At 65.6% G+C, this 25,277-nt stretch carries 30 protein-coding genes and 1 riboswitch; of the genes, 7 read left to right on the top strand and 23 right to left on the bottom strand.

All coding sequences use genetic code 11. The features are described 5' to 3' along the window. The first annotated feature begins 138 nt into the window (after positions 1–138). Together trpA and HNS34_RS13485 are read left to right on the top strand one after the other, a co-directional pair. Positions 139–930 (top strand): tryptophan synthase subunit alpha, encoded by a 792-nt coding sequence (gene trpA / locus HNS34_RS13490; RefSeq protein ID WP_172320595.1) that lies wholly within the window; start codon positions 139–141, stop codon positions 928–930. 79 nt (positions 931–1,009) lie between these two features. Then, entirely contained in the window at positions 1,010–2,173 is a 1,164-nt protein-coding gene (locus HNS34_RS13485) for an alpha-hydroxy acid oxidase (protein WP_172320594.1), read from the top strand. Here the strand turns inward: HNS34_RS13485 and HNS34_RS13480 are convergent. Further along, a complete protein-coding gene (locus HNS34_RS13480) occupies positions 2,128–3,300 on the bottom strand; it encodes an MFS transporter (RefSeq protein ID WP_172320593.1) in 1,173 nt (390 codons plus the stop codon). The genes HNS34_RS13485 and HNS34_RS13480 overlap by 46 nt on opposite strands. 144 nt (positions 3,301–3,444) lie before the next feature. On the opposite strand from HNS34_RS13480, the gene HNS34_RS13475 reads away from it, so the two are divergent. Next, positions 3,445–4,143, top strand: a complete 699-nt coding sequence (locus HNS34_RS13475) for a 50S ribosomal protein L25/general stress protein Ctc (RefSeq protein ID WP_172320592.1) — start codon at positions 3,445–3,447, stop codon at positions 4,141–4,143. 89 nt (positions 4,144–4,232) lie between these two features. Here HNS34_RS13475 and HNS34_RS13470 read toward each other — a convergent pair whose 3' ends face one another. Both HNS34_RS13470 and HNS34_RS13465 read right to left on the bottom strand, forming a co-directional pair. Further along, positions 4,233–4,814: a hypothetical protein gene (locus HNS34_RS13470; RefSeq protein WP_172320591.1), complete on the bottom strand. Its 582-nt coding sequence runs from the start codon at positions 4,812–4,814 to the stop codon at positions 4,233–4,235. After that, entirely contained in the window at positions 4,807–5,448 is a 642-nt protein-coding gene (locus HNS34_RS13465; RefSeq protein ID WP_172320590.1) for a hypothetical protein, read from the bottom strand. Before HNS34_RS13465 ends, HNS34_RS13470 begins: the two co-directional genes overlap by 8 nt. A gap of 137 nt (positions 5,449–5,585) precedes the next feature. On the opposite strand from HNS34_RS13465, the gene pth reads away from it, so the two are divergent. From pth to HNS34_RS13445, 4 genes are all read left to right on the top strand, one after another. Next, the gene (gene pth, locus HNS34_RS13460; RefSeq protein ID WP_172320589.1) at positions 5,586–6,260 is read left to right on the top strand and encodes an aminoacyl-tRNA hydrolase; all 675 of its coding nucleotides are present in this window, start codon (positions 5,586–5,588) and stop codon (positions 6,258–6,260) included. Further along, positions 6,257–7,288 (top strand): DUF2332 domain-containing protein, encoded by a 1,032-nt coding sequence (locus HNS34_RS13455; protein ID WP_172320588.1) that lies wholly within the window; start codon positions 6,257–6,259, stop codon positions 7,286–7,288. The genes pth and HNS34_RS13455 overlap by 4 nt, the downstream gene beginning before the upstream one ends. Before the next feature lie 69 nt (positions 7,289–7,357). Further along, a complete protein-coding gene (locus HNS34_RS13450; protein ID WP_172320587.1) occupies positions 7,358–8,521 on the top strand; it encodes a serine hydrolase domain-containing protein in 1,164 nt (387 codons plus the stop codon). A 23-nt stretch (positions 8,522–8,544) separates the two neighbouring features. Then, positions 8,545–8,922: a DUF2237 family protein gene (locus HNS34_RS13445; protein ID WP_172320586.1), complete on the top strand. Its 378-nt coding sequence runs from the start codon at positions 8,545–8,547 to the stop codon at positions 8,920–8,922. Here the strand turns inward: HNS34_RS13445 and HNS34_RS13440 are convergent. The 20 genes from HNS34_RS13440 to HNS34_RS13345 form a co-directional block, all read right to left on the bottom strand. Next, positions 8,843–9,421, bottom strand: coding sequence for a helix-turn-helix transcriptional regulator (locus tag HNS34_RS13440; RefSeq protein ID WP_328700537.1), 579 nt, complete (start codon positions 9,419–9,421; stop codon positions 8,843–8,845). The genes HNS34_RS13445 and HNS34_RS13440 overlap by 80 nt on opposite strands. Continuing rightward, the gene (locus HNS34_RS13435) at positions 9,411–9,710 is read right to left on the bottom strand and encodes a hypothetical protein (RefSeq protein ID WP_172320585.1); all 300 of its coding nucleotides are present in this window, start codon (positions 9,708–9,710) and stop codon (positions 9,411–9,413) included. Before HNS34_RS13435 ends, HNS34_RS13440 begins: the two co-directional genes overlap by 11 nt. A gap of 62 nt (positions 9,711–9,772) precedes the next feature. Then, positions 9,773–10,108 (bottom strand): toxin-antitoxin system YwqK family antitoxin, encoded by a 336-nt coding sequence (locus HNS34_RS13430; protein ID WP_172320584.1) that lies wholly within the window; start codon positions 10,106–10,108, stop codon positions 9,773–9,775. A gap of 216 nt (positions 10,109–10,324) precedes the next feature. Continuing rightward, the gene (gene trpB / locus HNS34_RS13425) at positions 10,325–11,554 is read right to left on the bottom strand and encodes a tryptophan synthase subunit beta (RefSeq protein WP_172320583.1); all 1,230 of its coding nucleotides are present in this window, start codon (positions 11,552–11,554) and stop codon (positions 10,325–10,327) included. A gap of 201 nt (positions 11,555–11,755) precedes the next feature. Then, complete coding sequence (locus HNS34_RS13420; RefSeq protein ID WP_172320582.1) at positions 11,756–12,901, bottom strand: hypothetical protein; 1,146 nt, start codon at positions 12,899–12,901, stop codon at positions 11,756–11,758. 21 nt (positions 12,902–12,922) lie between these two features. Continuing rightward, positions 12,923–13,564 (bottom strand): phosphoribosylanthranilate isomerase, encoded by a 642-nt coding sequence (locus tag HNS34_RS13415; RefSeq protein WP_172320581.1) that lies wholly within the window; start codon positions 13,562–13,564, stop codon positions 12,923–12,925. Between the two features lie 18 nt (positions 13,565–13,582). Then, positions 13,583–13,924 (bottom strand): lipopolysaccharide assembly protein LapA domain-containing protein, encoded by a 342-nt coding sequence (locus HNS34_RS13410; RefSeq protein ID WP_172320580.1) that lies wholly within the window; start codon positions 13,922–13,924, stop codon positions 13,583–13,585. A 3-nt stretch (positions 13,925–13,927) separates the two neighbouring features. Beyond that, on the bottom strand, positions 13,928–14,218 hold the full coding sequence (gene ihfB / locus HNS34_RS13405; protein ID WP_172320579.1) for an integration host factor subunit beta: 291 nt from the start codon (positions 14,216–14,218) through the stop codon (positions 13,928–13,930). A 260-nt stretch (positions 14,219–14,478) separates the two neighbouring features. Further along, complete coding sequence (gene rpsA, locus HNS34_RS13400) at positions 14,479–16,161, bottom strand: 30S ribosomal protein S1 (protein WP_172320578.1); 1,683 nt, start codon at positions 16,159–16,161, stop codon at positions 14,479–14,481. Between the two features lie 255 nt (positions 16,162–16,416). After that, the gene (locus HNS34_RS13395; RefSeq protein ID WP_172320577.1) at positions 16,417–16,728 is read right to left on the bottom strand and encodes a hypothetical protein; all 312 of its coding nucleotides are present in this window, start codon (positions 16,726–16,728) and stop codon (positions 16,417–16,419) included. Continuing rightward, positions 16,725–17,330 (bottom strand): (d)CMP kinase, encoded by a 606-nt coding sequence (locus tag HNS34_RS13390; protein ID WP_172320576.1) that lies wholly within the window; start codon positions 17,328–17,330, stop codon positions 16,725–16,727. The genes HNS34_RS13395 and HNS34_RS13390 overlap by 4 nt, the downstream gene beginning before the upstream one ends. Positions 17,331–17,368: 38 nt before the next feature. After that, on the bottom strand, positions 17,369–17,893 hold the full coding sequence (locus HNS34_RS13385) for a hypothetical protein (RefSeq protein WP_172320575.1): 525 nt from the start codon (positions 17,891–17,893) through the stop codon (positions 17,369–17,371). Beyond that, on the bottom strand, positions 17,893–18,294 hold the full coding sequence (locus HNS34_RS13380) for a GFA family protein (RefSeq protein WP_172320574.1): 402 nt from the start codon (positions 18,292–18,294) through the stop codon (positions 17,893–17,895). Before HNS34_RS13380 ends, HNS34_RS13385 begins: the two co-directional genes overlap by 1 nt. After that, the gene (locus HNS34_RS13375) at positions 18,291–18,692 is read right to left on the bottom strand and encodes a GFA family protein (RefSeq protein WP_172320573.1); all 402 of its coding nucleotides are present in this window, start codon (positions 18,690–18,692) and stop codon (positions 18,291–18,293) included. The genes HNS34_RS13380 and HNS34_RS13375 overlap by 4 nt, the downstream gene beginning before the upstream one ends. Before the next feature lie 68 nt (positions 18,693–18,760). Then, positions 18,761–20,113 carry a 3-phosphoshikimate 1-carboxyvinyltransferase gene (aroA, locus tag HNS34_RS13370; protein ID WP_172320572.1) on the bottom strand — a complete coding sequence of 451 codons (1,353 nt, stop codon included), beginning with the start codon at positions 20,111–20,113 and terminating at the stop codon, positions 18,761–18,763. A 148-nt stretch (positions 20,114–20,261) separates the two neighbouring features. Then, entirely contained in the window at positions 20,262–20,987 is a 726-nt protein-coding gene (trmB, locus tag HNS34_RS13365) for a tRNA (guanine(46)-N(7))-methyltransferase TrmB (protein WP_172320571.1), read from the bottom strand. A gap of 71 nt (positions 20,988–21,058) precedes the next feature. Beyond that, positions 21,059–21,529: an ABZJ_00895 family protein gene (locus tag HNS34_RS13360; RefSeq protein WP_172320570.1), complete on the bottom strand. Its 471-nt coding sequence runs from the start codon at positions 21,527–21,529 to the stop codon at positions 21,059–21,061. Between the two features lie 78 nt (positions 21,530–21,607). Further along, positions 21,608–22,789 (bottom strand): methionine adenosyltransferase, encoded by a 1,182-nt coding sequence (gene metK / locus HNS34_RS13355; RefSeq protein ID WP_172320569.1) that lies wholly within the window; start codon positions 22,787–22,789, stop codon positions 21,608–21,610. Between the two features lie 6 nt (positions 22,790–22,795). After that, positions 22,796–22,846, bottom strand: a riboswitch (SAM-SAH riboswitch). A gap of 33 nt (positions 22,847–22,879) precedes the next feature. Continuing rightward, positions 22,880–24,364, bottom strand: a complete 1,485-nt coding sequence (gene lnt / locus HNS34_RS13350) for an apolipoprotein N-acyltransferase (RefSeq protein WP_328700533.1) — start codon at positions 24,362–24,364, stop codon at positions 22,880–22,882. Continuing rightward, positions 24,361–25,254, bottom strand: coding sequence for a hemolysin family protein (locus tag HNS34_RS13345; RefSeq protein WP_172320568.1), 894 nt, complete (start codon positions 25,252–25,254; stop codon positions 24,361–24,363). The genes lnt and HNS34_RS13345 overlap by 4 nt, the downstream gene beginning before the upstream one ends. Between the last annotated feature and the right edge of the window lie 23 nt (positions 25,255–25,277).

Here is a 25,277-nt window from a genome sequence, read left to right as displayed (position 1 = left end):
GATAGGGCGAGGAGCGCCCGGAACGGGGGCGAGGAGCCGCTCCTCCGCCCCTGCCGGGCGTCCTCGCCTGTGCGGACCCCATTGATTTCCGGCGCGGCATTCGCCAAACCGGGCCGGACGCCAGATGGGGAACCCAGAATGACACGGATCGACGCCAAATTCGCCGAGCTTGCCAGCGCGGGCAAGAAAGCCTTCGTCACCTATGTGATGGCGGGCGATCCCGATTACGACACCTCGCTGGAGGTGGTGAAGGGCCTGCCCGCCGCGGGCGTCGACATCATCGAGCTTGGCCTGCCCTTCACCGATCCGATGGCCGACGGCCCCACCATCCAGCTTGCGGGCCAACGCGCGCTGGAGGCCGGTCAGACGCTGAAGAAGACGCTGGCGCTGGCCGCCGCGTTCCGCACGGGCGACGACACCACCCCCATCGTGCTGATGGGCTATTACAACCCCATCTACAACCACGGGGTGGAGGCGTTCCTGAGGGACGCCAGGGAGGCCGGGATCGACGGGTTGATCGTGGTGGACCTGCCGCCCGAAGAGGATGAGGAACTGTGTATTCCGGCGCAGAAGGCGGGGCTGAACTTCATCCGGCTGGCCACGCCCACCACCGATGATGCCCGCCTGCCCAAGGTGTTGGAGAACACGTCGGGCTTTGTCTACTACGTCTCGATCACCGGCATCACCGGGGCCGCCGCGCCCGAAGCGGGTGACGTGGCGCCCGAAGTGGCCCGGATCAAGTCGCAGACCGACCTGCCGATCATCGTGGGCTTCGGCATCCGCACGCCCGAGATGTCGGAAGGCATCGCGCGGATCGCGGATGGGGCGGTCGTGGGCTCGGCCATCGTGTCCGAGATCGCGGCGGGCAAGCCGGTGGCCGAAGTTCTGGATTTCGTGCGCTCGCTGGCCGAGGGCGCGCACCGGGCCTGAGGGGCGCGGGCGAAGGGCATTGCGCGGTCTAGGCTTGATTGGTAAAACTATCTTACCAGTCACACGCGGAGACGCCCCGATGCCCGTCATCACCAATATCGACGATCTCAAGCGCATCTATAAGCGCCGCACGCCGAAGATGTTCTACGATTACGCGGAATCGGGCAGTTGGAGCGAGCAGACCTTTCGTGAGAATACCACCGATTTCGAGCTGATCCGCCTGCGCCAGCGGGTCGCCGTGGACATGACGGGCCGCTCGACCGCGACGACGATGGTGGGCCAGGAGGTGGCGATGCCGGTGGCGCTGGCCCCGGTCGGGCTGACGGGGATGCAATGCGCCGATGGCGAGATCAAGGCGGCGCGGGCGGCGGAGAGGTTCGGGGTGCCGTTCACGCTCTCGACCATGTCGATCTGTTCCATCGAGGATGTGGCCGCGAACACGGACAAGCCGTTCTGGTTCCAGGTCTACACGCTGAAGGACGACGATTTCATGCGCCGCCTGTTCGCGCGGGCGAAGGATGCGAACTGCTCGGCGCTGGTCATCACCGCCGATTTGCAGATCATGGGGCAGCGGCACAAGGACGTGAAGAACGGCCTTTCCGCGCCGCCGAAACTGACACCTGCCTCTGTCGCCAACATGATGACCAAGGTGCGGTGGGGCCTGGGGATGCTTGGCACCAGGCGGCACACCTTCGGCAATGTCGTGGGCCACGCCAAGGGGGTGGATGCGACCGGGTCGCTCAGCGAATGGACCTCGAAGGCGTTCGATCACGCGCTGGACTGGGACCGGATCCGCGAGCTGCGCAGCTGGTGGGATGGGCCGGTGATCCTGAAGGGCATCCTCGACGTGGAGGACGCCAAGCGCGCCGTCGATGTTGGGGCGGATGCGATTGTCGTCTCGAACCATGGCGGGCGGCAGCAGGACGGGGCGTTGAGCGCGATCCGGATGCTGCCCTCGATCCTGGAGGCCGTGGGCGACAAGGTGGAGGTGCATTTCGACAGCGGCATCCGGTCGGGCCAAGACGTGCTGAAGGCGGTCGCGATGGGCGCGAAAAGCACCTATATCGGGCGCGCCTTCGTCTACGGGCTGGGGGCGATGGGCGAGGCGGGCGTGACCAGGGCGCTGGAGGTGATCCACAAGGAGCTGGACACCGCCATGGCCCTGTCAGGCGAGCGCGACGTGCGCAACCTGGGCCGTCACAACCTGCTGATCCCCGCCGATTTCGAGGGAAACTGGGCCTGAACGCGGATCGCCAGCGCCAGGCCGGGGCCGATCAGCGCCAGCATCGCCACCGCGACGAAAGCCATGCGCAACCCGAAGGCGCCTGACATCAGGCCCATCACGGCGGGTGCGGCCATGAAACCCACGAAGCCGATCACGGCGGCGCGCGCCACGGCGGCGGTGCGCCTGCCGGGGCGCACGAGGCGACCGACCAGCGCCAGACCCATCGGCCCGACCACGGAAATGCCAAGCCCCATGGTGCCGAAGCCCAGATAGGCGATGGCGGGGCCGGGCGCGGCGGCGGCAATGAGCGCGCCGATACTGGCAAGGCCCGAGCCGATCACGATCACCGAGGTCTCCGAGAACCGGCCCGAGATCGCCTGCCCCGAGAAGCGTCCGAAGGCCATGGTGAGGCCCAGGACGGCGGGACCGAACGCGCCTTCTGCCGCCCGCCCGCCAAGGGTGCGTTCGATATGCAGGGCCGACCAGGCTTCGACCGTGGCCTCGACGAAGAAGGCGATGAGGACGATACCGCCGCAGATGAGGACAACGCGCCAGGGGAAGGCGCCCTGGGCCGCGCGCTCGGCCTCATCGACGGGGGCGGGGGTCAGGCGCATGCCAGAGGCCAGCACCGCGATGACCAGCCAGAGGCAGGCGAAAACGGCGACGGGCGGCAGCCCGACCTCGCGCGCGAGGCCCGTCAGCATGGCCGAGATCGCATAGGCCAGCGAGAACATGCCGTGATTGGCGTTCATCAGCGAGCGGTTGTTGGCGGCCTCAAGCTCGGACACGCGGGCATTGATCACCACGTCGAGCAGGCCGGAGGTGAGGCCGAGCGCCATCATCACGCCCATGAAGAGGGCGGGATGTGTCACCAGCCCCGGCATCAGGAAGGCGCTGGCCACCAGCATCGCGGCAACCGGCATGGCGGAGCGGCCCAGGATGCGGTCGAAAAGCGGGGCCAGCCAGATCGTCGTCACCAGCCCCAGGGAAGTGCCAAGGAAGATCAGGCCGAAAAGCGTGTCATCCACCCCCAACCCGGCCTTGAACACCGGCACCTGGGCGGCGAAACTGCCCCACAGGACGCCGATCACGGCAAAGCCGCGGGCGGGGCGATGGCTGAGGCGCAGGGCGGAAAGGATCGACATGGATCGGCCCTTGCCACGGGGCCTTATCCAAAGCAATCGCCAAAGCGCCTTTGCCCCTTTCCAAGCAGGCGATCCTGGTCTATACGCGCGGCTTCACGTGGCGGACACCCTTGGAGGCCGCCCTTTAATATATGGAGAATACCTATGGCTAAAGAGATTCCCGATCTCGTAGTCGAGGCACGCGCGGGGACAGGCAAGGGGGCCGCCCGCCAAGCACGCCGTGATGGCATGGTGCCCGGAGTCGTTTACGGTGGCGGTGCTGATCCGCTGGCGTTGCAGATCCCCTTCAACGCGCTGATCAAGCACCTGAAGGCGGGCCGCTTCCTTGCCACCCTCTTCAACCTGAAGATGGAAGGCCAGGAGGACGTGCGCGTCATCTGCCGCGCCGTGCAGCGGGACGTGGTCAAGGATCTGCCGACGCATATCGACCTCATTCGCCTGCGCCGCACCACCAAGATCGCGCTCTACATCCCCGTCGAGGTTGTCGGCGAAGAGGAGAGCCCCGGCCTGTCGCGCGGTGGCGTACTGACGCTGATCCGCCCGGAAGTCGAACTGAAGGTGACCGCGGGCGATATCCCCGATCACATCACCATCGACGTGTCGGAAATGGAGATCGGCGACAATATCTCGATCTCCTCGGTCAAGCTGCCTTCGGGCGCGAAGCCGACCATCGACCGCGATTTCGTGATCGCCAACATCACCGCTCCCTCCGCCCTCACCGCTGCTGAAGAAGCCGAGGACGAGGATGAGGTGGCCGCCGATGAGGTCGAAGCCATCAATGTCGATCAGGACGGATCGGACGAGGCTGGCGAGGGCGAAGGCGAAAGAAAGACCGAAGAGTAAGCCCGGCGTCCAACGCAAGGTTTTTCAAGGAACGCGGGGCCGTCACGGCCTCGCGTTTTTCATTGGGGTATGCCTCCTCCAGCCTCCTGCTACGGTGTCGCGAGGAGGTCCGCGCAGTCAGGCGGAACGTGATCTACGTCAAACGGGCTCGGCTCGAACGTGACGAAGGACATCTCTGAATAGCTCCACATCATCAAACGCTCGTCCGGCAAAGCCAGATGCGCGTGGTGCCGGTAACGCCGCGTGTCGCCCCAGAGCGGTTCAAGGTTTGCGAACAGATCAGCAGTCGAGGACGTGAAGGACTGCACACCGTAGAGGCAGGTCGGCGCGTCGAGACCTGCGCGGGCGATCCGCATCGCCGCCAGGGTCGAGATTTCCGCTATAAGGACAAAGACCATGATCGGGGCGATGCCCGTGGCGATCCCGAAACTCCAATGCCGGGTGCGGGCAAGGCAGAGCATCGCGGCAAAGGCGGCAAGGGCCGCAATCGACGGAACGATCAGGAACGGGATATGCGCCACCGCATTAAGTACCCAGATATACCCAATTCCCAACAGAAAGAGGATCGCCATCTCGCCATCTGCGACGATGAAAGCGCCCAACACGATTGCCAGATGAAATGACAGAAGGGCCAGCAAGCCCGCAACCGGAAGTTTGGCCCTCTCATCCATTCCCACGGTCGCCCTGCTGGCCGTCCAGCCGCGCCTGCAATTGCCGCCTGACCTTGCTGCGCCCCCACCAGGATCGGATTTGTCTGGCCGAAAGCGTGTCGGGCCTGATGCGGCAGACATCCCCCTTGGCCTCGATATGGAACTGGCGGTAGGCCGCGACGATATTGCTGCGCCCCGCCGTGATCGCGGCCACCTTGATCTCGGCGCGTTCCAGATCGGCGATGTCAAGGTCGTCCGCGGTCTTCCAGCGGGTGCGCTGCAACAGGTTCTCGAAACTGCCGATATCGACAAACTCGCCGCTGTTCAGGGGGCCTTGCAGGGTCGATTCAAGCGGCGAGGTCAGGTCTTGCCGCGCGATCTCGGTGCGGTCGGCGACCGAGCTTTCGCGCCCGCCATCGGCGTTCCAGATCGACAGGATGACCTCCAGCACGTAAATCGGCTCAAACCCCAGATTGCTGACGATGACGCGGGCATCGGTGTCCTCGGCCCCGCCCAGGTGGATCAGGATCTCGGTCCGGCGCTGGCGGCGCAGGCCCGAGACGAGGATGTGCAGGTAGACCAGCCAGACAAGCGCGGTGATCGCGGCCACGGCCACCTGGATGATCCCCGCGTTCTCCGACAGCCAGTCCCACATGCGCCCGCCCCCTTGTCCGCTTTGCGCCGGGGCCAAAGGTAAGACCGGGACACCGCCCCGCCAAGCCCCGGATTTGTTGAAAGATCCCGGCGGCCCGCCTATAGAACGGCAGGAACGGACAATCGCAGGGGACGGGGATGCAACTTTGGGTCGGCCTGGGCAATCCCGGCGGAAAATACGCCGGCAACCGGCACAATATCGGCTACATGGCGCTGGACCGGATCGCCGAGGAGCACGGGTTTTCGCCCTGGCGGTCGAAGTTCCAGGGCAGCTTGAGCGAGGGGCGGTTCGGGTCCGAGAAACTGGCGCTTCTGAAGCCCGAGACCTTCATGAACCTCTCGGGCCAATCGGTGGGTGAGGCGATGCGCTTCTTCAAGCTGGAGCCCGGTGACGTCACCGTGTTTCACGATGAGCTGGACCTTGCGCCGGGCAAGGTGCGGGTCAAGACGGGCGGCGGTCACGCAGGCCATAACGGGCTGCGGTCCCTGCACGCGCATATCGGGGCGGAGTATGACCGCGTGCGGATCGGCATCGGGCATCCGGGGCATAAGGACCGGGTGTCGGGATATGTGCTGTCGGATTTCGCCAAGGCCGAGCAGGACGGGCTGGACGACCTGTTGCGCGGGATCGCGGATGGGGCGCCGGACCTGGCGGCGGGCGACAAGGGCCGGTTCATGAACGCGATTGCCCTGCGGATGCAGCCGGCGCGGGAGGCGAGCAGCGAGGTGGCGGAAAAGCCCGCCGAGCAGCCCGCCGCCGAGGCGCCCGACACGCGCAGCGCGATGCAGAAGCTGATGGACAAGTTTCGGTGAGGGCGGCAGACGCCTTTGCCATCCAGTCTCGTGCCTGTGCCAAGCTTGACTCGCCCTTCATGGGCCGGATGCTGCCGCTTCTGTGGCAGGTCTTGGAAAGTGACACCGGCGCGGTGGCGGCGCGGGTGAAGGCGTGGCCGGGCGATCTGTCGCCCTCGGGCCATTCGGTGCCTTTGCGGCTGGCGGGCGCGCTGCATGCGCTGGTCCTTCAGGGCAAGGATGCGGCGCTGGTCGCGGCCTATCCGCCGCAGGATGTGGGGGATGACGTTCTGAAACCCGCGCTTGCGGCCGCGGTGCTGACCCACGAGGCGCAGATCCTGCGCTGGCTGGACTCGGCCCCGCAGACCAATGAAGTGCGCCGCTCGGCGGCCCTGCTGGCAGGCGCGGCATGGCTGGCGGGGCGCTGCGGGCTGCCCTTTGTGCTGTCGGAACTGGGGGCGAGCGCCGGGTTGAACATGGCCTTTGACGCCTATGCGCTTGAGACGCCCTGCGGGGTGATCGGCGCGGGCGGCAGTCCGGTGCGCTTTACCCCCGATTGGCAGGGCGCGGCGGCCCCCGCCCCTGCCCCCATCACCGTGCAGGACCGTGCGGGGATCGACCTGAACCCGCTGGACCCCTCCGAGGCGGGCGATGCGCTGCGCATCCTGGCCTATCTCTGGCCCGACCAGCCCTATCGCGCGGCGCTGACCCGGAACGCCATTGCGCTTGCCACGACCCGGCCCGCGCGGGGCGATGCCGCGCCCTGGCTGGAGGCCAGACTGGCACCCCCCTGCCCCGGCGCCCTGCACCTTGTCTACAACACCATCGCCTGGCAGTATTTCCCGCCCGAGACCGCGGCAAGATGCGAAGCGGCGCTGCAAGACGCGGGCGCACGGGCCACGCAACACGCCCCGCTGGCGCATCTGGCGATGGAGGCCGATGCGCTCGGTGATGGCGCGGCGCTGACGGTGCGTCTGTGGCCGGGTGGCGCGCGCAAGACGCTGGCGCGGGTGGATTTCCATGGCCGCTGGATCAAATGGGCCGCGTGACGTCGGGTTCGGATTGATCGGGGCGGGTCGCCCGTGATCTGCTGCAGGCCAAACGGGGGAGGAGCGATCATGCGGCGCGTGTTGAGGATAAGCCTGCGAATTCTGTTGGTTCTGCTGCTGGCAGCGGCCGCCCTGGGCGTCTGGAAGCGCGAGGAGATCATGCGGCTTTGGGCGGTCAACACGCTGTTTGCGCCCGACCGGATCGTGCAGAATTTCAGCCATATGGACCGCGCCTTCCTGACCACCCCCGTACCGCGCGGCGATGGCCCCGTGTCGCCCCTGCCCGAGGGCGCGCCCTACGACCTGCCGGATGAGGTGGAGACCTGGATCGAGGAGCGATCGGTCACCGCGCTGGTCATCCTCGACGAGGGCGATCTGGTGCATGAAAGCTATCATCTTGGCACCGGGCCGGACGATCTGCGGATCAGCTGGTCGGTGGCGAAGAGCTATCTTTCCGCGCTGATGGGAACGCTGGTCGCCGATGGCACCATCCCCGATCTCGACGCCCCGGTGACGGACTACGCGCCGCTGCTGGAGGGGTCGGCCTATGAGGGGGCCTCGATCCGCGACGTGTTGCAGATGCAATCGGGCGTCACATTCGACGAGGATTACCTGGATTACGATTCCGACATCAACCGGATGGGCCGGGCGCTGGCGCTTGGCCGGTCGATGGACCGGTTCGCCGCCGACCTGGAGGCGCGGGACCGCGATCCGGGGGAGCAATGGCAATATGTCTCGATCGACACGCATGTGATCGGCATGGTCATCCGGGGGGCCACGGGCCGCAGCATCCCCGACCTCCTCTCCGAGCGCGTGATCGCGCCTCTGGGGCTGGAGCGGGAGCCCTATTACATCACCGATGGCGAGGGGGTCGCCTTCGTCCTGGGCGGGCTGAACCTGACCACACGCGACTATGCGCGGCTTGGGCTGATGTTCCTGCAAGGCGGGGTCTATGACGGAACGCGGATCGTGCCGGAGGGTTGGGTCGACGCCTCCACCACACCCTCGGCCAATACGGAACCGGGGCGGATCGGTTATGGCTATCAATGGTGGATTCCTGTCGGCGCGGAACCGGGGCAGTTCATGGCGCGCGGCATTTACGGGCAATATGTCTATGTCGATCAGGTGAACGGCGTGGTGATCGCGGCCAATGCCGCCGACCGGCAGTTCCGGGAGCCAGGGGTAAATGAAGAGAATATCCGCATCTTTCGCCTGATCGCCGAAAGCCTGTAGGCTGGCGCAAAGGAGGATGAGACATGGGTGATATGGATCCGTCGGTGAATGTTCTGGGCGAGGCGTTGCAAAGCTGCTCCACCGCGCCGATGACCGGGTTTTTCCGCGACGGGGCGTGCAATACCTGCGTCGAGGATGCAGGCAGTCACACGGTCTGTGCCCTGATGACGGCGGAGTTCCTGGCGTTCTCGAAATATGTCGGCAACGACCTGTCCACGCCGCGCCCCGAGTTCGGGTTCGCGGGGCTGGACCCCGGCGATCACTGGTGTCTTTGCGCCGCGCGGTTCCTGCAGGCCCATGACGAGGGTTGCGCGCCGCAGGTCAACCTGGCCGCGACACATCAAAAGGCGCTGGAGATCGTACCTCTGGAGGTCTTGCGGGCGCACGCGGCGGCGTCGTGATCAGGGGCGGCGCCCCGGCCAGCAGATCGTCGATGAAGAGGCTGAGCAATTGCGGCCTGCCGGTGACGCCCGCCTTGCGGTAGATCGCGTTTGTCTGCGCCTTGACCGTGCCTTCGGAGGTGTCGCGCAACGCCGCGATTTCGGACAGCGACATCCCCTTGAGCGCGAAGAGCGCCACTTCCCGTTCGGCGGGGGTCAGCGCCCAATCGGCAAAGCGGTCCTGCACGAGATCCATGAAATGACCCGAGGCCGCGCGCAGGCTGTCCTCGGCGCGGAGCTGGCGCGCCCGGGCGCGGCGCAGCACCAATGTGCCGGCAACCAGTCCGGCGAGCAGGCCGAGTGCTGCCCCGACCTCGATCAATTCGCGCATTTGCCACGATATGGGCGTTGTCCGCAGGCCCAGGATGCTGGCCGCCAGATCCCACAGGAACACCGCTGTAAAAGCGGCCTGAAAGGCCACCAGAAGACGCAATGCCCAGGTCATGCGCCTAGTCGTCATCGGCGTCATCCTCGTCATCATCGTCTTCATCGGGATGGTGCAGATAGCCATCTTCGGCGCGCGAGATGTCCCGCAAGACCTCGCCCGTGGCACGGTCGAGAATGATCTCACGCTCGACATTGCCGCGTTCGGCCAGGATGCGGATCCGCCACAGCCAGGTGTAGCTTTCCTCGATCTCGGTATAGCCCTCGGCCTGCAATTGCGCCATCCAGAGCCTCGCGGCAGCGGCTCCATCGGCCAGCGCGGGCGTGGCGAGGGTCAAGAACAAAAGGGTGATGAGGGCGCGCATGCGCTTTCTCCGATGGGTCGCTCCGCCATCGCTGGCGGAGCAGGTGCCATTTTCAGATGGGGTCAGTCATCGTCGCGGTCAATCTCTTCGCGGATGACATTGCCATCGGCATCGAAATAGCGTTCGGTTTCGACACCGTTCACCGTGACCTCCTCGCGCAGCAAGGTGCCGTCCAGGGAATAGTAGCGCTCGATCTCATCGGCCCCGTTGCGCGCTTCGACCTCGACCTGGTTCCCCTCGGTCTCGATCTCGAACTGGCCGTAGCCGGCGGCGGCAAGCTCCTCCATCACAGTGGCGAGCCAGGGCGAGGATCCGGCCTGGGGTGCGGTCTGGGCGAGGCCGACGGTGGCGATCAGGCTGGCGGCGCCGATAAGGACGGTAAGGCGTTTGATGGACATGGGGTTTTCCTTCTCCAAAGGGTGATGCGGGAAGGGATTGGCCCTCGCCGCTTGAGACCCCAGATGGCCTGAACCGGGCCATGACGCCATTGGCCCGGCGTTTAGCCAGCCTCGCATAAACACCGGATGAGGGGAATAAACGGAGGTTTACGACCGGAAAACCGAGGCAGAGACCGCAGCCTTGCCCCCGTCTTTCCAGAATCCGACCGACAGAGCCTAATGCCCGCCCATCTCGAAACCCAGGTGCCGCGCGACGGTGAAGATGTCCTTGTCGCCGCGCCCGCACATGTTCATGCAGATGATGTGATCCTCGGGCAGCTCCGGCGCGATCTTGATGACATGGGCGAGTGCGTGCGAGGGCTCCAGCGCGGGGATGATCCCCTCGGTCTCGCAGCAGAGCTGGAAGGCGGCGAGCGCCTCCTTGTCGGTCACGGAGACATATTTCGCGCGCCCGATCTCGTGCAGCCAGGAATGTTCCGGCCCGATACCGGGGTAATCCAGCCCCGCCGAGATCGAGTAGCCTTCCAGGATCTGGCCATCATCGTCCTGGAGCAGGTAGGTGCGGTTGCCATGCAGCACGCCGGGGCGGCCGCCGGTCAGCGAGGCGCAATGCTCCATCTTGTCGTTGACGCCCTTGCCGCCCGCCTCGACCCCGATGATGTTCACGGATTTGTCGTCGAGGAACGGGTAGAAGAGGCCCATCGCGTTCGACCCGCCGCCGATGGCCGCGATGATCGTGTCGGGCAGGCGGCCCTCGCGCGCCTGCATCTGTTCCCTGGCTTCCTTGCCGATGATGGTCTGGAAGTCGCGCACCATGGCCGGGTAGGGGTGCGGGCCCGCGACGGTGCCGATGCAGTAGAACGTGTCGCGCACATTGGTGACCCAGTCGCGCAGCGCGTCGTTCATCGCGTCCTTGAGCGTGCCGCGCCCGGAAGTGACCGAGACCACCTCGGCCCCAAGAAGCTTCATCCGGAAGACATTGGGGGCCTGACGCTCGACATCATGCGCACCCATGTAGACGACGCATTTCAGGCCGAACTTGGCGCAGACGGTGGCGGTGGCGACGCCGTGCTGGCCAGCGCCGGTTTCGGCGATGATTCGGGTCTTGCCCATGCGGCGGGCGAGGATGATCTGGCCCAACACGTTGTTGATCTTGTGCGCGCCGGTGTGGTTGAGCTCGTCCCGCTTCATGTAGATCTTGGCCCCACCCAAGTGAGCGGTCAGCCGGTCGGCATGATAGAGCGGCGAGGGGCGGCCCACGTAATGGGTCCAGAGATCGTTCATCTCGGCCCAGAAACTGTCATCGGTCTTGGCGTGTTCGTATTGCTTTTCCAGCTCCAGGATCAGCGGCATCAGGGTTTCCGAGACGAAGCGCCCGCCGAAATCGCCGAAGCGGCCGCGTTCGTCGGGTCCGGTCATGAAGCTGTTCAGGAATTCTTCGGTCATTGGGCCTCCTTCGCGGGTCGCCCACTGCCTACTCCGTTCCTTCGGTCAGCCGCAAGATCTCAATCGGACCGCTTCAGATACTGTTCTGCCCATCAGGTTCAATTCGCCCACAAAACCGGACGACCCCACATCTGATTGAGAGACCCACCACCGCGTGACCCACGCTCGCGACATTACAATCCTTAGAGTGGGGAAAACGACCTACTTGTTTCGCGCCGGAGCTTTCCCCCTTGTCCGACCAGCAATTTTTTCACGCAGCCTGTCCCTTTTCCTGCGGACACCTTCAGCGTTCGGCAAGAACGCCGCCGCCATATCCAGCAGGATAACCGCATCGGTCTCGGTCAATTGGTGATCAGGCCGGATTCGCGAAGCAAGCTCGCGCACGTCCTTATTAACGATCTGAGACGGAATTCTCTGCATCAGCGTTCTTGCCAAAACGTCGATCTGGGCCGTGGAAAATTCCAACACTGTCTCGTCCTTCGGTGCGAGATTTGGGGCAATGTCGTCATATTGCGGCAGCGCCAACGCTTCTTCGGCCGGGATCAGAGAGTTCAGTTTTTCAACCCAGGGAAGCTGCGCTTCGATGAAGGCCCGATGGGTTTCAGCACTGAAATAAGGAATTTCAGAAGGAATATCTGGCAGCTCGTTGCAAAGTGCATCGGAAATATTGGCAACTTTTGGGTTCTTTGCATGGCTGCTCAACTGCTGTTGAAAATACAGCTCGGACCTTGTCAGCGACCGGTTGACCCGTCGTCCTTCGGGCAAAGAAAGCACATCATCGGCCAGGCCCAAAGCCTGGCCGAAGCGCGCGATATGGCGATCTTCATGGCGCGAATAATTCACGATTTCAACCTGGACCGGAAGTGCATCCAAAAGCTCCAGGAACTCTATTGAGATTTTCAAATTTATGTCAGACAGAAGATATTCAGAGACAGATGCCATCGATCCCCCTCGTTTGACAGATTGGCCGTATGCAGAGAGGGCCTGTGACAGGGGATCGCGAATATAGTATATCAGTTTTACGCTATCGGCATGTGCCAGGATGCGTTTCAGCGGCGACACGTCTTCAAAGAAAACTCTATGAAGCGATTCGTTAGAGACCAGAACCGTTTCGCCCGGATCGCACGCCTCAAGCTCCGTGCTGCAGGTCTCGAAAAAAGACACGCCATTAACATTGCCGCTGGAGATCCTGCCGGCTCTGGCCTGATCGAGGGAACGATTGTCGGGATAGACGATACCGTGGGTTTTCAGAGCCTCGACACCAAGAGCGAGAGCCGTCTGAATGGCACTGGTGCCGGTCTTCCCCTGCCCCACATGGGCGATCAGGTGTTTATCCGTTTCGGACATTGTCTCGCCACTTCCAGTCTTTCAGTCAATGAGAGCCATTCCAAAAGCCGCGATGCGCCCCGCATCCTTGACCCCCGGCGCGCTTTCAACGCCAGAGCTGACATCGACCTGGCGCGCGCCGGTCAGGCGCACCGCCTCGGCCACGTTCTCGGGCGTCAGGCCACCGGCCAGCATCCAGGGTCTGGTCCAGTATTTGCGGCCTGCCAGCAGCCGCCAGTCGAAGGCCAGCCCGTTGCCGCCGGGCAGGTCGGCCCCCTTGGGCGGCTTGGCGTCGATCAGAAGCTGGTCGGCCACCGGGGCATAGGCGTCGATCGCGTCAAGGTCTGCCGCCTCGGCCACGCCTATGGCCTTCATCACCGGCAGGCCATAGCGCGCCTTGACCTCGGCCACGCGCGCGGGCGTTTCGCGTCCATGCAGTTGCAGCATGTCCAGCGGCACGCGGGTCGTGATCCGGTCCAGCAGCGCATCGTCGGCATTGACTGTCAGCAGAACCTTGGCCAGCCCCGCCGGCACCTCGACGGCCAGCGCGGCCATCCGGTCGGGATCGACATGGCGCGGCGATTTGGCGAAATGCACGAAGCCGACATAGCGCGCGCCCGCATCGGCGGCGGCACGGATATCCTCGGGCCGGGACAGGCCGCAGATCTTGACGGAGATGGTCATCTGCGCCGCCGGTTCGGCCTATTCGACCAATGCCAGCACGTCATCCTGGCTCTCGCGTTTCTGGCCGCGCAACTGGGCCACTTCGCGGGCCAGGCGGTCGCGTTCCTTGCGCTGCGCCTTGGCCTCGGCCCGCTGGCGGTGTTCGCGGAACCATTCCCAGACGAAGCCGATCAGCAGACCGGCCACGATGCCGCCGAGGATGACCAGGAAGAGCGGCAGGGTGACGATGAAGTTCCAGTTCACCCACTCGGCCAGGTTGTCCGGCAGCACGGTCAGGGTCACGGGCTCGCGGTTGGCCAGCGCCAGCAGCACCAGCACCAGGGCCACGACGGCCAGAAACAGATACTTGATGAAACGCACGGGTCAGTTCCCCTCCAAACCGTTCAGCCTGTCGCGCAACAGCTTGCCGGCCTTGAAGAAGGGAACATGTTTCTCTTCGACCTGGACGCTTTCGCCGGTGCGCGGGTTGCGCCCGATCCTTGCATCCCTCTGCTTGACGGAAAACGCGCCGAAACCGCGCAGTTCCACCCGATCGCCCTGGGTCAGGGCGCCGATGATCTCCTCGAAAATAGCGCTGACGATCCGCTCGACATCGCGTTGATAGAGATGCGGATTTTCATCAGCCAGTTTCTGGATCAATTCCGAACGTATCATCCAAACCCCCCGGTTACGGATTCTTGTCGCTACCCACCGACTATAGGCAGAAAGACCGGCGAGGGAAACGGAAAGCCGTTGGAAAAGCGGGGAAATCTGTGGGCATAGGGCCGCATCCGGCAGCTTGCCGCCGATCCGACGGGGGTCGGTGCCACCGCGGGCGGCAAAACCACAGGTTGTATCGGCATCTGATTCGGGGCCGGAACGATAAGGGCCCCGCGTTGCCGCGAGGCCCCAATTCACTGGTCTGACACTGAAAATCAGTCGTCGTCGCCCTTGAGCGCGGCACCAAGGATATCGCCGAGCGATGCGCCGGAATCGGAGGAGCCATACTGTTCGACGGCTTCCTTCTCTTCCGCGATCTCACGCGCCTTGATCGACAGACCCAGACGGCGCGAACGGCTGTCCACATTGGTCACGCGCACATCCAGCTTGTCGCCGACCTGGAAGCGCTCGGGGCGCTGTTCGGCCCGGTCGCGGCTGAGGTCCGAGCGGCGGATGAAGGACTTCATGCCCTCATGCTCGACCTCGATGCCGCCATCCTCGATCGAGGTGACTTCAACGGTGATGATCGAGCCGCGCTTGATCCCGTCGATGGCTTCCGCGAAGGGATCGCCGTCCACCGCCTTGATCGACAGCGAGATGCGCTCCTTGTCGGTATCCACCTCGGAGACCACGGCCTGCACGACATCGCCCTTGCGGTAGTTGCCGATCACGTCTTCGCCACGACCTTCCCAGGTCAGGTCGGAGAGGTGCACCATGCCGTCGATGTCGTTGTCGAGACCCACGAACAGACCGAATTCGGTGATGTTCTTGACCTCGCCCTCGACCTGCGTGCCGACGGGATACTTCTCTTCGAACTCTTCCCACGGGTTGCGCATGGTCTGCTTGAGGCCGAGCGACACGCGGCGTTTCGCGGTGTCGATCTCCAGCACCATGACCTCGACCTCCTGGGAGGTGGAGACGATCTTGCCGGGATGCACGTTCTTCTTGGTCCAGGACATTTCCGAGACGTGGACCAGACCTTCGACACCGGGCTCCAGCTCGACAAAGGCACCGTAATCGGTGATGTTGGTGACACGGCCGGTATGCACCGAGCCGAGCGGGTACTTGCCTTCCACCAGGGTCCACGGATCTTCCTGCAGCTGTTTCATGCCGAGGCTGATACGGTGGGTTTCCTTGTTGACCTTGATGACCTGCACCTTGACGGTCTCGCCGATGGACAGGACGTCCTTGGGGTCGTTGACGCGGCGCCAGGCCATGTCGGTGACGTGCAAGAGGCCGTCGACACCGCCCAGATCCACGAAGGCCCCGTATTCGGTGATGTTCTTGACGATCCCGTCGACCACGTCGCCCTCGGACAGCTTGCCGATGACCTCGGCGCGCTGCTCGGCGCGGGACTCTTCCAGGATGGCGCGGCGCGAGACGACGATATTGCCGCGGCGACGGTCCATTTTCAGGATCTGGAAGGGCTGCTTGAGGTTCATCAAGGGCCCTGCGTCGCGCACCGGGCGCACATCGACCTGGGAGCCGGGCAGGAACGCCACGGCACCGCCCAGATCGACGGTGAAGCCGCCCTTGACGCGGCCGAAGATCGCGCCTTCGACACGCTCCTCGTCGGCATAGGCTTTCTCCAGGCGATCCCAGGCGGCCTCACGGCGGGCCATCTCGTGGCTGATGACGGCTTCGCCGCGCGCGTTCTCGACCGAGCGCAGGAAGATCTCGACCTCGTCGCCGACCTCGATCTCGGGGGCTTCGCCGGGGCTTGCGAATTCTTTCAGATCAACGCGGCCTTCCATCTTGTAGCCGACGTCGATGATGGCTTGTCCGGCTTCGATCGCCAGAACCTTGCCTTTGACAACCGATCCCTCCTGGGGGGTGTCAATCTCGAAGCTTTCTTCAAGGAGGGCTTCGAATTCCTCCATGGATGCGTTTTGAGCCATGTGGTCTCAGGTTCCTTTTGTGGTCGTTTTTCTGGCCGCGCGGTTGTCTCCGCCGGTCTTGGGATGATCGTTGGTCAGGCGGGATGCAAAACAAAGAGGGCCGGAGGTGTCCCGACCCTGCCCGTCTCGATGTTTTGCGGTGGTTTCCACCTTGTCGACGGGGGCGCGTATACTAGAGCCCGTGGCGCGGCGCAAGCGAGGAGTCGAGGGGAAATGGTCCGGGACCGGCAATCGCGCCGCCCCGCCCGTTCTGCGTCACTTGCGCGTCAGGGTAAGGTAATTGTGCATGCCGAAGGTGATCGCCCACACCGCGAGGATCGCGCCATGGGTGTTGGAGACTTCTATCTCGGCCACTTCGCCATCGCCAAGCGTCAGTTGCATCGGTTTTGACCGGGCCCAGTCGATGCGGGCCTGCACGGTCACGGGTCCGGCGGCGACGTCGAACTCGGCCCGGTCATTGCGCCTGACCTCGCCCGCATCCGCCCCGTCGATGAGGATCCGATAGGCGCGCATGCGGTCGGCATAGCCGCCGCCACGGCGCAGGATCAGCGTCGCGCGTCCCGTCATTGGCGCGCTTCGATCAACGCGATGGCGCGCGCCACCGCCTGGTCGACCGTCATCTCGGACGTGTCCAGCAGCAGCGCATCCTCGGCGGGTTTCAAGGGCGCCGCCGCGCGGGCGCTGTCGCGGGCATCGCGGTCGCGCAGATCGGTCAGCACCTGGGCCAGGGTGATGTCGCGGCCCCGCTCGATCAGTTCCTTGTGACGCCGCCCGGCACGGGTCTGGTCGTCGGCGGTCACGTAGATCTTGATCTCGGCATCGGGGCAGATCACCGTCCCGATATCGCGCCCGTCCAGCACCGCGCCGCCCATGCGCCGGGCAAAGGCGCGCTGAAAATCCAGCAGCGCCGCGCGCACCTCGGGGATGGCGGCGACCCGGCTGGCGGCCTGCGCGGCCTCGGCGGTGCGCAGGTCGGGATGTTCCAGGTCATCGGGGCGCAAGGCGCGCGCGGCCTCGGTCGCATCCTCGCCTGCCAGGGTGCGCTGCCCCACGGCCCGGTAAAGCAGCCCGGTATCGAGATGCGCAAAGCCGAAATGTTCGGCCACCGCCCTTGAGATGGTCCCCTTGCCAGCCGCCGCCGGCCCGTCGATTGCAACCGTGAATGCCATGGACAATGGCTAGCCGTGCCGGAACGGAACCGCAAGGGTCACGATACGCCGCGCAACCTGCGCCAGCCCCGCCACAGGACCAACAGGAGGAGGGCCGTGAGGCAGAATGTGACCAGCCCCGATTTCAGCACAGTCGCCAGCGACGCCGCCTGTGCCATCGTCTCGGTGGTTCCCTGGGGTCCGGCCTGCAGCATGGCGTGGACGCGGGCGTTCTCAAAATAGTCAAACCCGGCCCCAGCCAGCGCCGCCACGACCAGAACCACACGCGGCAGAGTTCCGGGCCCGAGCCGGAGAAAGCTCCAGGCCAGGAAGAGCCCCAGAAGCGCCGGGTAGGCCCGGTCCAGCCAAGCCTGCGGCCCGAGATAGAGCGCCAGCCCATCCGGTGTCAGCGCGGCGAGGAAATTCACCGCCTCCGTGTGGGTATAGCCGAAGGGGCGCATGTCGAAAGGCATCAGCCCGCCCGCCGCTTCGGTGATCGCGGGCAGGGTCCAGAGCAGCATCGCGGCATAGACCCCCGCCCCCGCAAGGAAGACCAGTCCGTAGAGGATGTTGCCTGCCCGCATCAGCCCACCTGTGTCGTCAGGCTCGGATCGGCGCCCTCGACCTTCGGCAGGCCGTCCGCGATCTCGTAGTAATCGCCCTTGTCGGCGCAGAAAATATGCCCCTTGATCCGCAGCCCGGTCGGGGCATCGAGCGTACCGGCGAAGATCGACAGATGCGTCCCCGGCCCGTCCCAGAAGAGGTTGCTTCCACAGGTCGGGCAGAACCCTCGCCGTGCCCCAGGGGAGGAGCGATACCAAGTTACCTCGCCCCGGATCGCAACACTCTCGCGCAGGGCCGAGGTTGCCGCGACATGGTGCCCGGAGGTCTTGCGGCACTGCCGGCAATGGCAGGCGATCACCGGACGCAACGGGCCGGAGACGGTGTATGTCACCGCGCCACAGAGGCAGGATCCGCGCGTCACGGGTCCACCTGCGGGCCGCTGCGCCCGGCGGCGAAACAGGGCAAACCGTCGCTGGCCCGGTAATAATCGCCCTTGTCGGCATAGAAGATGTGCCCGTCCGCCTTCAGCCCGGTCGGCGCATCCAGAAGGCCCGCCATCAGGTAGGCCAGCCCGTCGAATTCCTCCCAGACCAGCGTGCTGCCACAGGTGCCGCAGAACCCGCGCCGCGCCTTGCCGGGGGTGCTGTCATACCAGGTGGGGGTGCCGTCCATCTCGATATCGCTCCACCTGACCGGAACCCCCGGCGCGACATGGCCGGTGCTTTTGCGGCATTGCGTGCAATGGCAATAGGTGACGGGGCCGAGCGGCCCGGTGATGCGCAGCCGGATACCCCCGCAGAGACAGGATCCCGTGATCATTGGCGTGGCCTCCCGCTGCAGTCCCTCGCGAAACGATGCGTCGCGCCGCACGCCCCGGTCAAGCGGTCCTAGCTGTTATTCCGCACGATGTCCGCGCCGAGCCCCTTCATCAGCGGCTCGAAGATCGGGAAGGAGGTGGCGATCGGCCCGCCATCATCGACATGGACCGGCTCTCGCGCTGCCATGCCGAGGCAGAGGAACGCCATCGCGATGCGGTGATCGAGATGGCTGGCCACGGTCGCCCCCCCCTTGACGCTGCCCGCGCCCTGCCCCTCGACGCACCACCAATCGGGGCCATCCTCGACCGTCACGCCATTGGCCCGCAGGCCGCTGGCCATGGCCTCGATCCTGTCGCTTTCCTTGACCCGCAACTCCTTGACGCCGCGCATCATCGTGGTGCCTGTCGCATTGGCCGCGACGACCGAGAGGATGGGGTATTCGTCGATCATCGAGGCGGCACGCTCGGGTGGCACCTCGATCCCTGTCATGTCGGGCGAGAACCGCGCGCGCAGGTCGGCAACGGGCTCGCCGCCTTCCTCGCGCATGTTCTCATAGCTCAGGTCGGCCCCCATCTCCTGCAACGTCGTGAAGAGCCCCGCCCGCGTCGGATTGAGCCCGATCCCCGGCACCAGCACGTCCGAGCCCGGCACGATCAGCGCCGCGCAGACCGGGAAGGCCGCCGAGGACGGATCGCGCGGCACCACGATGGTCTGGGGCGTCAGTTCGGGCTGGCCGGTCAGGGTGATGACACGGCCCTCCGCGGTCTCTTGGGTGGTGATCTCGGCGCCGAACCCCGCCAGCATCCGCTCGGTATGGTCGCGGGTGGCCTCCGTCTCGATCACCACGGTCTGCCCCGGCGCGTTCAGCCCGGCCAGCAACACCGCCGATTTCACCTGCGCGGACGGCACCGGAACGGTGTAGCGCACTGGCAGAGGCTCCTCCGCGCCGACCAGAGTCATCGGCAGCCGCCCGCCCGCGCGCCCCACGGCGCGGGCCCCGAACAGCGCCAGGGGGTCCGTGACCCGCGCCATCGGCCGCCCGTTCAGGCTGGCATCGCCGGTGAAGGTGGCGGTAATCGCGGTGGTCGCCATCGCCCCCATGATCAGCCGCACGCCGGTTCCCGAATTGCCGCAATCTATCACCTGCCCGGGCTCGGCAAAGCCGCCGACACCGACGCCATGCACGACCCAGTCACCACCGCCCAGATCCTGCACATCGGCCCCGAAGGCGCGCATCGCGCTTGCGGTGTCCAGCACGTCCTGCCCTTCCAGAAGCCCCGAGATCCGCGTCTCGCCCACCGCCATCGCGCCCAGGATCAGGCTGCGGTGGCTGATCGACTTGTCGCCCGGCACCTCGGCCACGCCGGAAAGCGGCCCAGAGGGGCGGGAGGTCATCGGGATCGGGGTGCCATGGCCGGACATGCGCGCTTCCTTCTCAGAACAGGTCAGCCCCGCTGATAGCGCCAGACCCGGGGGCCGTCCACTCCCCTGTCCCCGCTTCTTTGTTCTGAAAATATCCCGGGGTCCGGGGCAGAGCCCCGGCGGATCGGCGCGTCAGCGCCGAAACCCCTCAGGTCTTGCGAAACGCCAGGTAATGCGGCACCCGGCCCTCGCGCAGCGCCTTCTGTTCATAGCGGGTGGACAGCCAATCCCCCCACGGCTCCCGCCAATCACGCGGGCGTTCCGCCAGCCAGTCGAACCCCGCCTTCGGCACCTCCTGCAAGGTTTGACGCACGTAATCGGGAATATCGGTCGCCACCCGCAGGATCGCGCCGGGTGTCATCACGCGGGCCAGCGGCTCCAGATGCTCCTGCGTGACAAAGCGGCGGCGGTGGTGGCGTTTCTTGGGCCACGGGTCGGGATAGAGCAGGAAGACCCGCGACAGGCTCGCCTCGGGCAGCACGTCGAACAGATCGCGCGCATCGCCGGGATGGACGCGCAGGTTGTCCACGCCCGCGTCGCGGATCTTGGCCAGCAGCATGGCGACGCCGTTGATGTAAGGCTCGCAGCCGATCAGGCCCACATCCGGGTTGGCCGCGGCCTGATGCACCAGGTGCTCGCCACCGCCAAAGCCCACCTCCAGCCAGAGCTCGCGCCCGCCGAACAGCGCGTCGATGTCCAGCGGCAGCCGGTCGGGGTTCGCCTCCCAGTCCACCGGGCCGGGGCTGAGCCCCTCCAGATCGGCCTCGATCAGCCGCTGCTGGCTGTCCTTCATGTGGTGACTTTTCCGGCGGCCATAGAAATTACGCCAGGGCGCGCCTGAAGGATGGGTTTTTGGGTGGGTCTTGTCAGGCATGGGTCATGCAGCCCTTGGCAGGAAATCGGACCAGCGGTGCCTAACCAATATCCGCCCCGGCCTCAACCATGTCACCCGCGCGCGGCGCGTTTTTCCGCGCCCTTGAAGGCGGACCAGATGAACAGGCGGAAGAGCGGGATCAGCAGGACAAAACCCACGCCCACGCCGATCCCCATGACGCCAAGCGCGATGCCGATCTCGTCGCCGCGCACCCCGCCAAGCGCGAAGGACAGGCCCACGGCCACCACGCCAATCCCCAGATTGACCAAGAGCGCCCGCAGCGCGAAGCGGATCGCATAGGCCCAGGATGCGCGGCTTTCGGGTTTCCGGCCTTCCGACTGCAGGTATCGCTGCGCGAAATCGGTGACGGGCCAGAGGATCGCCCCCACCGAGCCGCCGATCAGCGCGCCGCGCAGGATGGGCGAGGCCAGCAGGTTCGGGAACGCCGCCATGGCGACGCCGAAGACGAGGGTGATTGCCACCGCGACGATGGCGTAGATGCGCGTGAACCGGGCGATAAAGCCGGGGGAAATGTCAGGCATGAAAAACCTCTTGGGCATGAAAATGGGCGGCACCGTCACCGGCACCGCCCTTGTCTCTATCACAGCCCCGGCGAATATCTAAACGGCGGCTGACAGCTTGCCGGTCAGGTCGGTGCGCTCCCAGCTGAAGCCGCCATCGGCGTCGGGCGTGCGGCCGAAATGGCCATAGGCGGCGGTGCGCTCGTAGATCGGGCGGTTGAGGCCCAGATGCTCGCGGATGCCGCGCGGGGTCAGGTCCATGACGCGGGCAACGGCGCGCTCGATCTCAAGCGATTCCACGTCGCCGGTGCCATGCGTGTCGGCATAGATCGACAGCGGCCGCGCCACCCCGATCGCATAGGACAGCTGGATCGTGCAACGCTCGGCCATGCCGGCGGCCACCACGTTCTTGGCCAGGTAGCGCGCGGCATAGGCCGCCGAGCGGTCCACCTTGGTCGGATCCTTGCCCGAAAACGCGCCGCCGCCATGCGGGGCGGCACCGCCATAGGTGTCGACGATGATCTTGCGCCCGGTCAGGCCCGCGTCGCCATCGGGGCCGCCGATGACGAATTTGCCGGTCGGGTTGACGTGCCAGATGGTCTGATCGGTCAGCCAGCCCTCGGGCAGAACCTCGCGGATGTAAGGCTCCACGATGGCGCGGATGTCGGGGCTGGTGAGGCTTTCATCCAGGTGCTGCGTGGAGAGCACAAGCGAATGGATCCCCACCGGCTTGCCGTTGCGGTAATTCACCGAGATCTGCGATTTCGCATCCGGCCCCAGAACCGGCACTTCGCCCGATTTGCGCACCTCGGCAAGGCGGCGCAGGATGGCATGGGCAAAGTGGATCGGCGCGGGCATGAGCTCGGGCGTCTCGTTGGTGGCGAAACCGAACATGATGCCCTGGTCGCCCGCCCCTTCCTCCTTGCCCGCCGCCGCATCGACGCCTTGCGCGATATGGGCAGATTGCTCATGCAGCAGGTTGGTGATCTCGACCGTCTCGTGATGGAACTTGTCCTGCTCGTAGCCGATATCCTTGATGCAGGCGCGCACGATGGGATCGACCTGGGCCATGTAGTCGTGCAGCTTGTCCTGATCGCTCAGCCCGACCTCGCCGCCGATCACCACGCGGTCGGTGGTGGCGAAGGTCTCGCAGGCAACGCGCGCCTCGGGTTCCTCGGCGATGAGCGCATCGAGGATCGCATCGGAGATCCGGTCGCAGACCTTGTCCGGGTGCCCCTCCGACACGGATTCGGAGGTGAAGGTATAATTGTTTCGTGCCATGGGAAGTGCTCCGGTATCTGGTCTTCTCGCCACGTCAGGAAGCCGTTGTGGCGCGGTATGCCTTGCCATTACGGGGTTCTCGGGGGGAGTTCAATGGCCCCGCGTGCGCCGCACCAGGACCAGGCCGCCAACGAGCGTCAAAAGCAACACCCACACGGGCCAATTGCCAAGGCGCGCGTAGATCGTCGGCGCAAGGGCTGCGGGCAGGACCGCGTCGATGACGCCCTGTTCGTTGAGGGGATGCGAGGCGAGGATGCGCCCGTAAGGGTCGATCAGGGCCGACACGCCGGTATTGGCGGCGCGCGCGACCGGCAGGCCCTGCTCGATGGCGCGCAGCCGGGTCTGGTCGAGATGCTGATAAGGCATGGCACTGTTGCCGAACCAGGCGTCATTGGTGATCTGCACGATCCAGTCGGGCCGTTCGGGCGCCGCGGCCACGTCACGGGCAAAGATCGCCTCGTAGCAGATCAGCGGCAGGATGCGGCCCGCGGCGCCAAGGTCCAGAACCCGCGCCCCCGGCCCGCTCGCATAGCCGCGCCGTTCGGCATCGGGCATCAGCCCGGTCGCGGCCAGCAGGGAGGCCAGAGGGATATACTCGCCGAAGGGGACGAGGTGATGCTTGTCATAGACATGGCTGATCGTGGCGTCGGGCTGAAGCACGGCGAGGCTGTTGTAGTAGCCCTGCTCGTCCAGCCGCTGCGCGCCGAAAATCACCTCTGCGCCGCCAGCCGCATCCGCGATGAGGGGGAAAATCTCCTCGGCGATGTCCAGCCGCCAGGCCAGCGCGGTCTCGGGCCAGATGACGACGTCGGGCGGGGTATCCGCCGGCGCGGCGCTCAGGTCCAGAAGACGCTGGAAGAAGACCGGGGCCATGTCGGGGCGCCATTTCAGATGCTGCGGCGCATTGGGCTGGACGATGCGGATCTGCGTTTCCGACAGGGCGACCGGCGCGGCCAGACGCTGCGCCCCGATCCATGATCCCCCGAGCAGAAGAGCGGTCGAGACCGCCAGGGCGGGCCAGGCCCGTGACCCTGGCGCGGCAAGCGGCAGCGCCAGGGCCAGCAGGGTCAGGAGGCCCACGCCGGGCACACCGATCCAGGCCGCCAGCTGCATGAGCGGATGGTTGAGCCAGAGCGATCCGATCTGCGCCCAGGGAAACCCGGTGAAGAGCGTCGCGCGCAGGAACTCGGCCAGGATCAGGCAGGGCGCCAGCGCCACCAGGCGCATGCCCTGCGACCGGCCAAGCGCAAAAGCCGCCCCGTAGGCCGCCGCGAAGAACAGCGCCAGCCCCCCGACCATCCCCGCCAGGGCGAAGGGGGCCATCCAGGCATAGGCTTCGGCATCGACATAGAACGGGGCCACGATCCAGAAATGCGTGCCGCCGATATAACCCACGCCGACCAGCCAGCCGAACCAGGCCGCCTGTTTCCAGCTTGCCGCCCGCGAAATCGCGTAGAGCGCCAAACCCCAGGCCATCAGGGCCAGCCACCACAGGTTCAGCGGCGCCTGCCCGGTGGCCGCCACCAGCCCCGGCAGGATCCATATCAGGCTGACCAGCCGCGCCCGCAAGATCACGCGCCCAGTTTCGGCAGCCGCACGCGCAGGCGCTTGATGCGGCGGGGGTCGGCGTCGATCACCTCGATCTCGGCGCCCGAGGGATGCGGGATGACCTCGCCGCGCGCGGGCACCCGGCCCGTCAGCACGAAGACCAGCCCGCCGAGCGTGTCGATTTCCTCATCGTCCAGATCCTCGGTCAGGGTCATGCCGATGGCCTCCTCGAACTCGTCGAGCGGCGCGCGCGCCAGCACCAGCCAGCTGTCGCCCCCCTCATCGGTCCAGAGCTGGTCCTCGTCGACATCGTGCTCATCCTCGATCTCGCCGATGATCTGCTCGATCAGATCTTCCAGCGTGACCAACCCGTCGACACCGCCATATTCGTCGATCACCAGGGCCATGTGGATGCGCTCGCTCTGCATCTTTTGCAGCATCACGCCGATGGGCATCGACGGCGGCGCATAGAGCAGCGGGCGCAGCATGGTGGTGACGTCGAAATCGTTGGACTTGCCGTTGAAGCCATGCCCGAGCGCCAGATCCTTGAGGTGGATCAGCCCCACGGGCGTATCCAGCGTGCCGTCATAGACCGGCAGCCTTGTATAGCCCGTCTGGCGGAACACCTCGACCAAGTCGGGCATCGAGATATCGTTGGCCACGCCTGTGATCTCGGCGCGCGGGATCGAGACGTCGTCCATCCTGAGCCGGCGCAGGTTGTGCATCCGGATCGCCGCAAGCGCGCCGTTGCCGACGGGGTGATGCGGCTCGGACGGGTTGGCCTCGGGCTCGGGGGTGTCATCGGGGCTGGCGCTGCCGAAAATGCGGGCGAAAAGGCCCGGCCTCTGGTCTGCGCTCTCATCTTCGGGTGGCGCGCTTTGCGCCGCGCTAGACGAGCTGTCGGGGTTTGAGCTCATGGCTCCTTTCCAAAAGGTGACGC

This window comes from Alterinioella nitratireducens, from assembly GCF_013155465.1.
GTDB lineage: Bacteria > Pseudomonadota > Alphaproteobacteria > Rhodobacterales > Rhodobacteraceae > Alterinioella > Alterinioella nitratireducens.
The sequence above is the reverse complement of the archived record's forward strand: the minus strand, read 5'-3'. Positions and strand labels throughout refer to the sequence as shown.

What these genes read in the sequence shown, in the direction of transcription:
- HNS34_RS13345 (WP_172320568.1), bottom strand. Translation starts at nt 25,254, where the DNA reads ATGAGCTCAAACCCCGACAGCTCGTCTAGCGCGGCGCAAAGCGCGCCA.
- aroA (WP_172320572.1), bottom strand. Translation starts at nt 20,113, where the DNA reads ATGTCCGGCCATGGCACCCCGATCCCGATGACCTCCCGCCCCTCTGGG.
- HNS34_RS13430 (WP_172320584.1), bottom strand. Translation starts at nt 10,108, where the DNA reads ATGTCCATCAAACGCCTTACCGTCCTTATCGGCGCCGCCAGCCTGATC.
- HNS34_RS13440 (WP_328700537.1), bottom strand. Translation starts at nt 9,421, where the DNA reads ATGACGACTAGGCGCATGACCTGGGCATTGCGTCTTCTGGTGGCCTTT.
- HNS34_RS13480 (WP_172320593.1), bottom strand. Translation starts at nt 3,300, where the DNA reads ATGTCGATCCTTTCCGCCCTGCGCCTCAGCCATCGCCCCGCCCGCGGC.
- metK (WP_172320569.1), bottom strand. Translation starts at nt 22,789, where the DNA reads ATGGCACGAAACAATTATACCTTCACCTCCGAATCCGTGTCGGAGGGG.
- HNS34_RS13395 (WP_172320577.1), bottom strand. Translation starts at nt 16,728, where the DNA reads ATGACGGGACGCGCGACGCTGATCCTGCGCCGTGGCGGCGGCTATGCC.
- pth (WP_172320589.1), top strand. Translation starts at nt 5,586, where the DNA reads ATGCAACTTTGGGTCGGCCTGGGCAATCCCGGCGGAAAATACGCCGGC.
- trpA (WP_172320595.1), top strand. Translation starts at nt 139, where the DNA reads ATGACACGGATCGACGCCAAATTCGCCGAGCTTGCCAGCGCGGGCAAG.
- HNS34_RS13445 (WP_172320586.1), top strand. Translation starts at nt 8,545, where the DNA reads ATGGGTGATATGGATCCGTCGGTGAATGTTCTGGGCGAGGCGTTGCAA.
- HNS34_RS13470 (WP_172320591.1), bottom strand. Translation starts at nt 4,814, where the DNA reads ATGGATGAGAGGGCCAAACTTCCGGTTGCGGGCTTGCTGGCCCTTCTG.
- trpB (WP_172320583.1), bottom strand. Translation starts at nt 11,554, where the DNA reads ATGACCGAAGAATTCCTGAACAGCTTCATGACCGGACCCGACGAACGC.
- HNS34_RS13360 (WP_172320570.1), bottom strand. Translation starts at nt 21,529, where the DNA reads ATGCCTGACATTTCCCCCGGCTTTATCGCCCGGTTCACGCGCATCTAC.
- HNS34_RS13415 (WP_172320581.1), bottom strand. Translation starts at nt 13,564, where the DNA reads ATGACCATCTCCGTCAAGATCTGCGGCCTGTCCCGGCCCGAGGATATC.
- HNS34_RS13420 (WP_172320582.1), bottom strand. Translation starts at nt 12,901, where the DNA reads ATGTCCGAAACGGATAAACACCTGATCGCCCATGTGGGGCAGGGGAAG.
- HNS34_RS13465 (WP_172320590.1), bottom strand. Translation starts at nt 5,448, where the DNA reads ATGTGGGACTGGCTGTCGGAGAACGCGGGGATCATCCAGGTGGCCGTG.
- rpsA (WP_172320578.1), bottom strand. Translation starts at nt 16,161, where the DNA reads ATGGCTCAAAACGCATCCATGGAGGAATTCGAAGCCCTCCTTGAAGAA.
- HNS34_RS13385 (WP_172320575.1), bottom strand. Translation starts at nt 17,893, where the DNA reads ATGCGGGCAGGCAACATCCTCTACGGACTGGTCTTCCTTGCGGGGGCG.
- HNS34_RS13375 (WP_172320573.1), bottom strand. Translation starts at nt 18,692, where the DNA reads ATGATCACGGGATCCTGTCTCTGCGGGGGTATCCGGCTGCGCATCACC.
- HNS34_RS13390 (WP_172320576.1), bottom strand. Translation starts at nt 17,330, where the DNA reads ATGGCATTCACGGTTGCAATCGACGGGCCGGCGGCGGCTGGCAAGGGG.
- ihfB (WP_172320579.1), bottom strand. Translation starts at nt 14,218, where the DNA reads ATGATACGTTCGGAATTGATCCAGAAACTGGCTGATGAAAATCCGCAT.
- HNS34_RS13435 (WP_172320585.1), bottom strand. Translation starts at nt 9,710, where the DNA reads ATGCGCGCCCTCATCACCCTTTTGTTCTTGACCCTCGCCACGCCCGCG.
- HNS34_RS13475 (WP_172320592.1), top strand. Translation starts at nt 3,445, where the DNA reads ATGGCTAAAGAGATTCCCGATCTCGTAGTCGAGGCACGCGCGGGGACA.
- HNS34_RS13450 (WP_172320587.1), top strand. Translation starts at nt 7,358, where the DNA reads ATGCGGCGCGTGTTGAGGATAAGCCTGCGAATTCTGTTGGTTCTGCTG.
- HNS34_RS13485 (WP_172320594.1), top strand. Translation starts at nt 1,010, where the DNA reads ATGCCCGTCATCACCAATATCGACGATCTCAAGCGCATCTATAAGCGC.
- trmB (WP_172320571.1), bottom strand. Translation starts at nt 20,987, where the DNA reads ATGCCTGACAAGACCCACCCAAAAACCCATCCTTCAGGCGCGCCCTGG.